Below are 13,018 nucleotides of genomic sequence, written 5' to 3' on the forward strand. Positions count from 1 at the left end.
AAATCCTGAGCGCCCTGAAATTAAGGGCGCAATGGACTAGCAACCGTAAGACCAAGGCGACAGTTACCTTGACACGTACCGGTTTGTAAAAAAAGTGAGTCGCCGTAAGGGCGAAACCGTAATCAGCAACACCCGCAGCAACGGATATACACCCAAAGCGCTAGATATACCGAGATAGACACTCCCCCAAGAAAAACGATATTTCCGAAGCCCCCCAAATCCCCGCTACCCTAAAAACACAACCACCTCCAACTCCCCGGGGACTCCATGGAAAGATTCACCCTCAAGCCACTATTAATCACCCTCGCACTAACCGCCATAGCCCCGATCGCCAACGCCGCCACCACCCTGGTCTACTGCTCCGAAGCCAGCCCCGCCGGCTTCGACCCCAGCCAATACACCAGCGGCACCGACTTCGACGCCTCCGCCGAAACCGTCTTCAACCGCCTCACCCAATTCAAACGCGGCGGCACCGACATCGAACCCGGCCTGGCGACAAAATGGGACGTCTCCAGCGACGGCCTGCAATACACCTTCCACCTACGGCAAGGCGTGAAATTCCACACAACGGAATATTTCACCCCGACCCGCGACTTCAACGCCGACGACGTCCTCTTCACCTTCCAGCGCCTGCTCGACCCGGACAACGCCTTCCGCAAGGCCTACCCCGCCGAGTCCCCGTACTTCACCGACATGGGCCTGAACACCACGATCAAATCCGTGGAAAAGATTGACGACCAGACCGTGCGCTTCAACCTGAACAACGTCGACGCCGCGTTCGTGCAAAACCTCGCCATGAGCTTCGCCTCCGTGCAATCGGCCGAATACGCCGCGCAACTGTTGAAGGAAGGCAAAGCCGCCGACCTCAACCAGAAACCGGTGGGCACCGGCCCGTTCGTGTTCAAGCGCTACCAGAAGGACTCGCAAATCCGCTACGCCGCCAACACGGCGTACTGGAAACCCGAAGACGTCAAAATCGACAACCTGATTTTCTCGATCACCCCGGACGCCGCCGTACGCTTGCAAAAACTCAAGGCAGGCGAATGCCAGGTCAGTGGCTACCCACGCCCGGCCGACATCGAAGTGATGGAAAAAGACTCGAACCTGCGCGTGCTCAAACAAGCCGGTTTCAACCTCGGCTTCCTCGCCTACAACACCACTCACCCGCCACTCGACCAGCTCAAAGTGCGGCAGGCACTGGACATGGCCATCGACAAACCGGCGATCATCAAAGCCGTTTACCAAAGCGCCGGCCAACTGGCCCAAAACGCCTTGCCGCCGGCGCAATGGTCGTATGACCCGAACATCAAGGATGCTCCGTACGACCCGGTCAAAGCGCGGGCGCTACTGAAAGAAGCCGGGGTTGCACCGGGTACAACCATCAATCTCTGGGCGATGACGGTGCAGCGCGCCTCGAACCCGAATGCGCGAATGTCGGCACAAATGATCCAGCAGGACTGGGACAAGATCGGCATCAAGGCCAACATCGTCAGTTACGAATGGGGCGAGTACATCAAACGCGCCAAGAATGGCGAACACGACGCGATGATCTATGGTTGGACAGGTGACAACGGCGACCCGGACAACTGGCTCGGCGTGCTCTACAGCTGCGCGGCAGTGAAAGGCAGCAACTACGCCAAATGGTGCGACCCGGCATACGACAAACTGGTGCAGCAGGCCAAGGTCTCCACCGACAAGGCGCAACGGGTAAAACTGTATCAACAGGCGCAACTGATCCTTAAACAGCAGGTGCCGATCACGCCGATTGCCAACTCCACGGTGTTCCAGCCGCTGCGCAAGGAAGTCACTGACTTCCGCATCAGTCCGTTCGGGCTGACCCCGTTCTATGGCGTGGGTATAAATAAGTAACACCAAGCCCCAAGGCGGCGCGCATAACGTGACCCGCGCACCAATTTGGGGCCTCGTTTGCACCGTAAAAACCACCCGCAAACGGTCAAATGCGTCAGAAGTTACACAGATGCGACATTAAGGTACGTTCGTGCCACGCTTTGAGGCCAGCAGCCGCTCTGGATCTTGCAATGGGTATGGTCGCTGCATAAGTATCCGCAGGCACGACTCACGAGGTCGTACCTCAAATCAAAAAATGACAACAAATCATGAGGCCAACATGCTTAAACACGCGGTCATTCCGTTTTTAGTCGGCGCAGGCTTGTTAGCCTCCGCACCTTTCGCATCCGCTGCGACTAACCTGGTGTTTTGCTCCGAAGGGAGCCCGGCTGGATTCGACCCAGGCCAATACACCACCGGAACCGACTTCGACGCCTCAGCCGAAACCATGTTCAACCGCCTGACCCAGTTCGAGCGCGGCGGCACCGCCGTGATTCCTGGTCTGGCGACCAAGTGGGACATTTCCGAAGATGGCCTGACTTACACCTTCCACCTGCGTGAAGGCGTCAAGTTCCACACCACCCCGTATTTCAAGCCGACTCGTGAGTTCAACGCCGACGACGTGCTGTTCACCTTCAATCGCATGATTAACAAGGATGACCCGTTCCGTAAGGCGTACCCGACCGAATTCCCGTACTTCACCGACATGGGGATGGACACCAACATCACCAAGATCGATAAAGTCGACGACCACACCGTCAAGTTCACGTTGAAAGAAGTCGATGCCGCGTTCATCCAGAACATGGCCATGAGCTTCGCCTCGGTTCAGTCCGCTGAATACGCAGCGCAGCTGTTGAAAGAAGGCAAGGCAGCCGACATCAACCAGAAACCGGTCGGCACCGGCCCGTTCGTGTTCAAGAGCTACCAGAAAGACTCCAACATCCGCTACACCGGCAACAAGGACTACTGGAAGCCTGACGACGTGAAGATCGACAACCTGATCTTCGCCATCACCACCGACCCGTCGGTACGTATCCAGAAGCTGAAAAAGAACGAGTGCCAGATCACCCTGTTCCCGCGTCCAGCGGATCTCGCGGCCCTCAAGGCCGACAAGACCCTGAAGATGCCTGACCAGGCCGGTTTCAACCTGGGCTACATCGCCTACAACGTGATGGACAAGGTCAAAGGCAGCAACGAACCGAACCCGCTGGCTGACCTGCGCGTGCGCCAGGCGCTGGACATGGCCGTGAACAAGCCACAGATCATCGACTCGGTTTACCAGGGCGCCGGCCAGTTGGCCGTCAACGCCATGCCGCCGACCCAGTGGTCTTACGACACCACCATCAAGGACGCCAAGTACGACCCTGAGAAAGCCAAGCAGCTGCTCAAGGAAGCCGGCGTCAAGGAAGGTACCGAGATCGTGCTGTGGGCGATGCCGGTGCAGCGTCCGTACAACCCGAACGCCAAGCTGATGGCTGAAATGCTTCAGTCCGACTGGAAGAAGATCGGCCTGAACGTGAAGATCACCAGCTACGAGTGGGGCGAGTACATCAAGCGCTCCAAAGGTGGCGAGAACCAGGCCATGATCATTGGCTGGAGCGGTGACAACGGTGACCCGGACAACTGGCTGAACGTGCTGTTCGGCTGCGATTCGCTCAGCGGCAACAACTTCTCCAAGTGGTGCGACAAGAAGTTCGACGGCCTCGTCAAGGAAGCCAAGCGCACGACCGACCAGGCCAAGCGCACCGAACTGTACAAAGAGGCGCAACACGTCCTCAAAGATGCAGTCCCTATGACACCTATCGCTCACTCGACGGTGTACCAACCCATGCGCGCCAACGTGCAGGATTTCAAGATCAGCCCATTCGGCCTGAACTCCTTCTACGGCGTCAGCGTCAGCAAATAAGGCACGGCGACGGCGACGTTTTTAACGTCGCCGTTGTTTTTCCTGCCGGGAAGTTAGGAATTTGCCTACATCCAAATCCGCTGCGGATGACTGCATCGGTATAGGACGTGTCGCCTTTTCCTACGAGTATTCAGGCAATTACGCATTTACTGCCAGACCCACGGCCCCTACCGTCGGGATCCGACCAGTTTCTGCGTGGGCCACCGGCTTGCCGTACGCACTGGATTGAGCTCAATGCGACCACACCGTCTCCGGATGAGACTGCGGCGCATTGCACAACACTAAAAAAGAGGGAGCGTCATATGCGCCATACCTTGGTTTTTTCCGCATTGCTGGGCGCCGGCCTGTTGGCCGCCACGTCCGCCAGTTACGCCGCCAGCAACAGCCTGGTGTTCTGTTCCGAAGGCAGCCCCGCTGGTTTTGATACCGCGCAATACACGACGGCGACGGACAACGACGCCGCCGAGCCGCTGTATAACCGTCTGGTGGAGTTCGAAAAAGGCGCAACCAATGTCGTCCCAGGCCTGGCAACCAAGTGGGATATTTCCGAGGATGGTCTCAAGTACACCTTTCACCTACGTGAAGGTGTGAAATTTCATACCACGCCTTATTTCAAACCGACCCGCGATTTCAACGCCGACGACGTGCTGTTCACGTTTAACCGCATGCTCGATCCGCAACAGCCCTTCCGTAAGGCTTATCCGACCGAGTTTCCGTATTTCAACGGGATGAGCCTGAACAAGAACATCGCCAAGGTCGAAAAGACCGGGCCACTGACCGTGGAGTTCACGCTCAACAGCGTCGACGCCGCGTTCATCCAGAACATCGCCATGAGCTTCGCGGCCATCCTGTCCGCCGAATACGCCGACAAACTGCTGGCAGAAGGCAAGCCGAGCGACATCAATCAGAAGCCGGTCGGCACCGGGCCGTTCGTGTTCAAGAGTTATCAGAAAGACTCGAACATTCGTTACACCGGTAATAAACATTACTGGGACCCGAGCCGGGTCAAACTCGACAACCTGATCTTCGCGATCAACACCGATGCTTCGGTCCGTGTGCAGAAACTCAAGGCCAACGAGTGCCAGATCACCCTGCATCCGCGTCCGGCCGATGTCGATGCGCTGAAGAACGATCCGAAACTGCAACTGATCTCCAAGCCGGGTTTCAACCTCGGCTACATCGCCTACAACGTACGCCACAAGCCTTTCGACCAGCTCGAAGTGCGCCAGGCGCTGGACATGGCGGTGAATAAACAAGGGATTCTCAACGCCGTTTACCAAGGCGCCGGCCAACTGGCCGTCAACGCCATGCCGCCGACCCAGTGGTCCTACGACGATACGATCAAGGACGCCGCCTACAACCCGGAAAAAGCCAAAGAGCTGCTCAAGGCTGCCGGCGTGAAAGAAGGCACCGAGATCACCCTGTGGGCGATGCCGGTGCAGCGTCCGTACAACCCCAACGCCAAATTGATGGCCGAAATGCTCCAGGCGGACTGGGCGAAAATCGGTCTGAAGGTGAAGATCGTCAGCTACGAATGGGGCGAATACATCAAGCGCACCAAGAACGGCGAGCACGACATCAGCCTGATCGGCTGGACCGGTGACAATGGTGACCCGGACAACTGGCTCGGCACGCTGTACAGCTGCGACGCCATTGGCGGCAACAACTACTCCATGTGGTGCGATCCGGCGTACGACAAGCTGATCAAACAGGCCAAAGTCGTCACCGACCGCGACCAGCGCACCACGCTCTACAAACAGGCACAGCAATTGCTCAAGCAGCAAGTGCCGATCACGCCTGTCGCCCACTCGACGGTCAACCAACCGTTAAGCGTCAAAGTTGAAGGGTTCAAAGTCAGCCCCTTCGGCCGCAACGTGTTCTCGGGTGTCGGTATCGATTAAACCAGCCGAATAGCCGCAACGCTGAGGGGGGCCGTCTACCCCCTTCACGCAAGCGCTTTGCCGAAATTCGCCAATCCGGCGCTTTGCAAACGTTTGCGATGTGTGAACGAGTTCTAAACCAAAAACCGGCATACCAAAAAAAGCCGGCATAAAAAGAAAGTAAAGGAGCTTCACCCATGAAACTGAGCAGCACCGCGATACTGGCTCTGGCCATTAGCAGCATCACCGCCACGGCTTATGCGGAACCCCAAAGTCAGGCGTTCACCCCGGTCACCGTTAACACCAAGAGCGCCCAGGCAGAAGCGACCGGCTTTGTCGAAGGACAGTCGATTACCGGTACGACGCGTAACTGGTACGCCAACGAACAACTGAAGCGCGGCGGTAAGTTCGCCTACAAGAAGAATGGTTCGCTGGCCGAAACCGACCGCCGGATCAACTGGGTTCAGGGCACCATAGTCAAGTACAACTCGGGCTTCACCGAGGGCACCGTAGGTTTCAGCACTGAAGTGGCAGCCTATAACGCGATCGCCCTGGAGCGTGACCGCGAGAACCTCGCGGCCGGTAACGGTGGCGCGCCAAAAACTGGCACGGCGTCGGGTAACAACCGCACCCTGACTCACAAGAACAACGGTGAAGCCGTCGATCAGTGGAGCAAAGTCGGTCTGGCTAACATCAAGGCCCGCGTCTCCAACACCACCCTGACCGCCGGCCGCATGGGCTTCAGCAGCCCGCAAGTCGACGTGATCGGTAACCGTGCTCTGCCTTCAAGCTTCGAAGGTATTTCCCTTCACAGTGAAGAACTGAATAACCTGTCCTTCGATCTGGCCACCTTTGACCGCGTGTCGCCACGTTCGGAACAAAGCCTGCAGAAATTCCGTGCTGAATATGCCAACGGTCGTGTCGAATCCGACCACGTCAATACTGCCGGCATCAGTTATCAGCCGCTCGAAAGCCTGAAAACCAGCCTGTGGGGCACTCAGGTCGAAGACCTGTGGAACCAGTACTACTTCGGTGCCACCCATGAATTGGGTGACAGCAGTGTCCTCGCCCTGACCACCGGCCTGAACTACTACAAGACCGTGGATGAAGGCAAAAAGCTGCTGGGCGACATCGACAACGATACTTACTCGCTGTCGTTCGGCCTGACTCACCAGGCCCACAACCTGACCTTCTCCTACCAGCAAGTGAACGGTAACGAGTACTTCGACTACCTGCACGAAACCAACGGCATCTACCTGGCCAACTCCCTGCTGTCAGACTTCAACGGCCCGAACGAGAAATCCTTCCAGGTTTCCTACGCCATCAACATGGCTGAATACGGCGTTCCAGGCCTGAAGTTCAACATCTACCAGGCGCGTGGCTGGGGCATCGACGGCACCCACTACAACGGCAACAAAGGCGTGGCAGGCAAGGGTTATGACGGCATCCAGGAACAGGATGGCGAACACCACTATGAATACGGTATCGGGGCGACCTATGCCGTACAAAGCGGTCCTCTGAAGGCCACGACCATTCGCGGCACTTACACCGCGCACCGTGCAAGCGAGTTCCAGTCCGATGGCAGCATCAACGAGTTCCGTCTCGTGACCACCATTCCGTTCAACATCCTGTAAAAACCGCCAACCGACGGCTGACTCATGATGAGTCGGCCGTTCGGTTTTTGTCTTCAACCGATTGCAGAGGGTTATCGATGAAAATGCTTCCCCTACGTGCGGCCGTCGCTGCCGCGTTGTTGAGCGCCGCCATCGGCGTCTCAGCCAAACCCTTGGTGGTCTGCACCGAAGCCAGTCCGGAAGGCTTCGACATGGTCCAGTACACAACTGCAGTCACTGCCGATGCGGTGGCCGAAACCATCTTCAACCGTCTGGCGGACTTCAAGCCCGGCACCACCGAGGTGATTCCGGCGCTCGCCGAATCCTGGGACATCAGTGAAGACGGCCTGACCTACACGTTCCACCTGCGCAAAGGCGTCAAGTTTCACACCACCGAATACTTCAAGCCGACCCGCGACATGAACGCCGACGACGTGGTCTGGAGCTTCCAGCGTCAGCTGGACCCGAATCACCCATGGCACAAACTGTCGAGCGTGGGCTTCCCGTACTTTGAAAGCATGGGCTTCAAAGAACTGCTCAAAAGCGTAGAAAAAGTCGACGACAACACGGTCAAGTTCACCCTGACCCGCCGCGAAGCGCCGTTCCTGGCCGACATCGCCATGGCGTTCTCCTCGATCTACCCGGCCGAATACGCCGACCAGTTGCTCAAGGCCAACAAGACCGGCGACCTCAACAACAAGCCTGTCGGCACCGGCCCGTTCATCTTCCAGCGTTATGCCAAGGATGCGCAGGTGCGCTTCAAGGCCAACCCGGACTACTTCCGTGGCAAGCCACCGGCCGACGCGTTGATTCTGGCGATCGCCACCGACAACAACGTGCGCCTGCAGAAGCTCAAGGCCAACGAGTGCCAGATCGCGCTGTATCCGAAACCGGATGACATCCCGAGCATCAAGAAAGACAGCAACCTGAAAGTCGACGAGCTGGACGCGATGACCGTCTCGTACATCGCCATGAACACCCAGCACAAATACATGAGCGACGTGCGCGTGCGTAAGGCCATCGACATCGCCTTCGACAAGGAAGCCTACGTCAACGCCCTGTTCGGCAAAGGCAACGCCTCGGTTGCGGTCAACCCGTACCCGCCGACCCTGCTGGGTTATAACCACGACCTGAAGAACCCGCCTCGCGATCTGGACAAGGCCCGCGCCCTGCTCAAGGAAGCCGGGGTTCCGGAAGGTACTGTGTTTACCCTGTTTACCCGTAACGGCGGCGGTCCGACCAACCCCAACCCGATGCTCGGCGCACAGATGATGCAGGCTGACCTGGCGAAAGTCGGGATCAAGATCGACATCCGCGTGATGGAATGGGGCGAAATGCTCAAGCGTGCCAAGGCCGGCGAACACGATATGGTGTCGGCCGGATGGGCGGGCGACAACGGCGACCCGGACAACTTCCTGACGCCTATGCTCAGTTGTGAAGCGGCCAAGAACGGCGAGAACTACGCGCGCTGGTGCAATGAGAAATTCCAGGCGCTGCTGGACGAAGCACGGGCTAAAGTAGATCCGGCCGAACGTGCGAAACTCTACGAGCAAGCCCAGGTCCTGTTTAATCAGGATCAGCCATGGATCAGCATGGCCCACACCCGGATGTTTACCGCAATGCGCAACAACGTAGAGGGTTATCACATCAGCCCTCTCACCACTAATAACTTCGCCACTACCCAGGTGAAGTAGATAAGAAACTCCCGGCCTCCCTGACCCCAGGGAAGCCGGGCACGCCTAACCGGCTGATGAGGTACCACACACGATGTTTAGTTTTATTGCCCGCCGACTGGGGTTGTTGATCCCCACGTTTTTCGGCATCACCTTGCTGACTTTCGCGTTGATTCGCATGATTCCGGGCGACCCCGTGGAAGTGATGATGGGCGAACGTCGGGTCGACCCCGAAATGCACGCTCAGGCAATGGAACGCCTAGGTCTGAACAAGCCACTGTATGCCCAGTACCTGGACTACATCGGCAAACTGGCCCACGGCGATCTCGGCGAATCCCTGCGCACTCGTGAGAGCGTATGGACCGAGTTCACCTCCCTTTTCCCGGCGACCCTGGAACTGTCCATGGCCGCCCTGCTGTTCGCCGGCATCCTGGGCCTGTTGGCCGGGGTGATTGCGGCCCTCAAGCGAGGATCCCTGTTCGACCATGGGGTGATGGGTATCTCCCTGGCGGGGTACTCGATGCCGATCTTCTGGTGGGGCCTGATCCTGATCATGTTCTTCTCGGTGAGCCTGGGCTGGACTCCGGTGTCCGGGCGGATCGACCTGCTCTATGACATCGAGCCGCGCACCGGTTTCATGCTGATCGACACGCTGCTGGCCGATGACATGGGTGCGTTTCTCGATGCCCTGCATCACCTGATCCTGCCGGCCATCGTGCTCGGCACCATTCCGCTGGCCGTGATCGCGCGGATGACCCGTTCGTCGATGCTCGAAGTGCTGCGTGAGGACTACATCCGCACCGCCAAGGCCAAAGGCCTGTCGCCGTCGCGCGTGGTGTTCGTGCACGGTCTGCGTAACGCGCTGATTCCGGTACTCACCGTGGTCGGTCTGCAAGTCGGCACCCTGCTGGCCGGTGCGGTCCTGACCGAAACCATCTTCTCCTGGCCCGGTATCGGTAAATGGCTGATCGAAGCCATCGGCGCCCGGGACTACCCGGTTGTGCAAAACGGCATCCTGTTAATCGCCTGCCTGGTGATTCTGGTCAACTTCGTAGTGGACATCCTCTACGGCTTTGCCAACCCACGCATCCGTCATCAGCGCTGAGGTCCATACCATGAGCACTCCAACATCCTCAGTAGCCACTTCCGCCCCAAACGCGGATCAAAGCCTGCTGTACCCGTCTCCGTACAAAGAATTCTGGCAAGCCTTCTCCAAGAACAAGGGCGCGGTGGCCGGCCTGCTGTTCATGCTGCTGATCATCTTCTGCGCGATCTTCGCGCCATGGGTCGCGCCGCATAACCCGAGCGAGCAATACCGTGACTTCCTGCTGACGCCGCCGGCGTGGCTGGAGGGCGGGCAGTTGCAGTTCCTGCTCGGCACCGATGAACTGGGCCGTGACCTGCTGTCGCGTCTGATCCAGGGTTCGCGCCTGTCGCTGCTGATCGGCCTGTCGTCGGTGGTGATGTCGCTGATCCCGGGGATCCTGCTGGGTCTGTTCGCCGGTTTCTTCCCGAAGATGATCGGCCCGACCATCATGCGTCTGATGGACATCATGCTGGCCCTGCCGTCGCTGCTGCTGGCGGTGGCGATCGTCGCCATCCTCGGCCCAGGCCTGATCAACACCGTGATCGCCATTGCTGTGGTATCGCTGCCGTCCTACGTGCGTCTGACCCGTGCAGCGGTGATGGGCGAACTGAACCGCGACTACGTGACCGCTGCGCGCCTGGCCGGTGCCGGCCTGCCACGCCTGATGTTCATCACCGTGCTGCCCAACTGCATGGCACCGCTGATCGTTCAAGCGACCCTGAGCTTCTCTTCGGCGATTCTCGACGCGGCGGCGCTGGGCTTCCTCGGCCTTGGCGTACAACCGCCAACCCCTGAGTGGGGCACCATGCTGGCCTCGGCCCGCGACTACATCGAACGCGCCTGGTGGGTGGTGAGCCTGCCTGGTTTGACCATTTTGCTCAGCGTGCTGGCAATCAACTTGATGGGCGACGGCCTGCGCGATGCGCTGGACCCGAAACTCAAGAACGCCGCCTGAGGAGATTCCCATGTCACTGCTAGAAATCAAGAATCTCAATGTTCGCTTCGGCGACAAGACCGCGACGCCCGTTGTCGACGGCCTCGACCTGAAAGTCGACAAGGGCGAAGTACTGGCCATCGTTGGCGAATCGGGCTCGGGTAAATCCGTGACCATGATGGCGCTGATGGGCCTGATCGAGCATCCCGGCATCGTCACCGCCGACGCGCTCAGCTTTGACGGCAAGGACATGCTCAAGCTGAGCAATCGTCAGCGTCGGCAAATCGTCGGCAAAGACCTGTCGATGGTGTTCCAGGACCCGATGACCGCGCTCAACCCGAGCTACACCGTCGGTTTCCAGATCGAAGAAGTGCTGCGCCTGCACCTGAAGATGTCCGGCAAGCAAGCGCGCAAACGCGCCATCGAGCTGCTGGAAAAAGTTGAAATCCCGGGCGCCGCCAGCCGCATGGACGCCTACCCGCACCAACTGTCCGGCGGCATGAGCCAGCGTGTGGCGATTGCCATGGCGATTGCCGGCGAGCCGAAACTGCTGATCGCCGACGAACCGACCACCGCGCTCGACGTAACGATTCAGGCGCAGATCATGGATCTGCTGCTGGCGTTGCAGAAAGAACAGAACATGGGCCTGGTGCTGATCACCCACGACCTCGCGGTCGTGGCCGAAACCGCCCAACGCGTGTGCGTGATGTACGCAGGGCAAGCCGTTGAAGTCGGTCAGGTGCCGCAACTGTTCGACATCCCGGCGCACCCCTACAGCGAAGCGCTGCTCAAGGCGATTCCCGAGCACAGCCTGGGCGCCTCGCGCCTGTCGACCCTGCCGGGCATCGTTCCGGGCCGTTACGACCGTCCGCAGGGTTGCCTGCTGTCGCCGCGCTGCCCGTACGTGCAAGACAGCTGCCGTGCGCAGCGTCCGAGCCTTGACCCGAAAGCCAACAGCCTCGCCCGCTGCTTCTACCCGCTGAACCAGGAGGTGGCGTAATGGCCGTCGTACTTACCGCCCGCGACCTGACCCGTCATTACGAAGTCTCCCGTGGCCTGTTCAAGGGCCATGCGACCGTGCGCGCACTCAACGGCGTGTCGTTCGAGCTGGAGGCCGGCAAGACCCTCGCCGTGGTCGGCGAGTCGGGCTGCGGCAAATCCACCCTCGCCCGCGCCCTGACGCTGATTGAAGAGCCGTCGTCCGGTTCCTTGAAAATCGCCGGCCAGGAAGTCGCCGGTGCCGACAAGGCCCAGCGCAAACAGCTGCGCAAAGACGTGCAGATGGTGTTCCAGAGCCCGTACGCATCGTTGAACCCACGGCAGAAAATCGGTGATCAGCTGGCTGAACCTTTGTTGATCAACACCAACCTGTCGGCGACCGAACGTCGCGAGAAAGTCCAGGCGATGATGAAGCAGGTGGGCTTGCGTCCCGAGCACTATCAGCGCTATCCGCACATGTTCTCCGGCGGTCAGCGCCAGCGCATTGCGCTGGCCCGGGCGATGATGCTGCAACCGAAAGTGCTGGTGGCGGACGAACCGACCTCGGCGCTGGACGTGTCGATTCAGGCGCAGGTGCTCAACCTGTTCATGGATCTGCAGCAGGAGTTCAACACGGCTTACGTGTTCATTTCGCACAACCTGGCGGTGGTGCAACACGTGGCCGATGACGTGATGGTGATGTACCTCGGTCGCCCGGTGGAACTGGGCCCGAAAAACGACATCTACGAGCGCCCGCTGCACCCTTACACCCAGGCACTGCTGTCGGCGACCCCGACCATTCACCCGGACCCGAACAAGCCGAAAATCAAGATCGTCGGCGAACTGCCCAACCCGCTGAACCCGCCCGCTGGCTGCGCTTTCCACAAACGCTGCCCGTATGCGACCGAGCGCTGCAGCACGGAAGAGCCGGCGTTGCGCCAACTCGATAGCCGGCAGGTGGCTTGCCACTACGCCGAGCAGTTCCTCGACGGCGCGGCATAAGCAAATCCGGAGAGCGATACAAAACACTGTGGGAGCGAGCTTGCTCGCGAAGGCGTTGGATCATTCAACATAGATGTCGCCTGATACACCGCTTTCG

At 59.1% G+C, this 13,018-nt stretch carries 9 protein-coding genes; all 9 read left to right on the forward strand.

From position 1 onward, the window contains the following. Window positions 1-267: 267 nt before the first annotated feature. The 9 genes from PseuLF5_RS25415 (at window position 268) to PseuLF5_RS25455 (ending at window position 12,921) form a co-directional block, all read left to right on the forward strand. On the forward strand, window positions 268-1,869 hold the full coding sequence (locus PseuLF5_RS25415; protein ID WP_340134940.1) for an ABC transporter substrate-binding protein: 1,602 nt from the start codon (window positions 268-270) through the stop codon (window positions 1,867-1,869). A 259-nt stretch (window positions 1,870-2,128) separates the two neighbouring features. Beyond that, complete coding sequence (locus PseuLF5_RS25420; protein WP_222833664.1) at window positions 2,129-3,754, forward strand: ABC transporter substrate-binding protein; 1,626 nt, start codon at window positions 2,129-2,131, stop codon at window positions 3,752-3,754. A gap of 302 nt (window positions 3,755-4,056) precedes the next feature. Continuing rightward, the gene (locus PseuLF5_RS25425) at window positions 4,057-5,655 is read left to right on the forward strand and encodes an ABC transporter substrate-binding protein (protein ID WP_128616059.1); all 1,599 of its coding nucleotides are present in this window, start codon (window positions 4,057-4,059) and stop codon (window positions 5,653-5,655) included. Window positions 5,656-5,831: 176 nt separating this feature from the next. Then, entirely contained in the window at window positions 5,832-7,268 is a 1,437-nt protein-coding gene (locus tag PseuLF5_RS25430) for an OprD family porin (protein WP_340134941.1), read from the forward strand. A gap of 77 nt (window positions 7,269-7,345) precedes the next feature. Continuing rightward, entirely contained in the window at window positions 7,346-8,941 is a 1,596-nt protein-coding gene (locus PseuLF5_RS25435; RefSeq protein ID WP_186748606.1) for an ABC transporter substrate-binding protein, read from the forward strand. Between the two features lie 73 nt (window positions 8,942-9,014). Beyond that, complete coding sequence (locus tag PseuLF5_RS25440) at window positions 9,015-10,025, forward strand: ABC transporter permease subunit (protein WP_007953665.1); 1,011 nt, start codon at window positions 9,015-9,017, stop codon at window positions 10,023-10,025. A 10-nt stretch (window positions 10,026-10,035) separates the two neighbouring features. Next, window positions 10,036-10,962 (forward strand): ABC transporter permease subunit, encoded by a 927-nt coding sequence (locus PseuLF5_RS25445; RefSeq protein ID WP_123464594.1) that lies wholly within the window; start codon window positions 10,036-10,038, stop codon window positions 10,960-10,962. 10 nt (window positions 10,963-10,972) lie between these two features. After that, window positions 10,973-11,941: an ABC transporter ATP-binding protein gene (locus PseuLF5_RS25450; protein WP_123464592.1), complete on the forward strand. Its 969-nt coding sequence runs from the start codon at window positions 10,973-10,975 to the stop codon at window positions 11,939-11,941. Then, window positions 11,941-12,921: a peptide ABC transporter ATP-binding protein gene (locus tag PseuLF5_RS25455; RefSeq protein ID WP_025109499.1), complete on the forward strand. Its 981-nt coding sequence runs from the start codon at window positions 11,941-11,943 to the stop codon at window positions 12,919-12,921. Before PseuLF5_RS25450 ends, PseuLF5_RS25455 begins: the two co-directional genes overlap by 1 nt. The last annotated feature ends 97 nt before the right edge of the window (window positions 12,922-13,018 follow it).

Origin of the sequence: Pseudomonas sp. LF-5 (assembly GCF_037626295.1) — a bacterium.
In the GTDB taxonomy this organism is placed as follows: domain Bacteria; phylum Pseudomonadota; class Gammaproteobacteria; order Pseudomonadales; family Pseudomonadaceae; genus Aquipseudomonas; species Aquipseudomonas monsensis.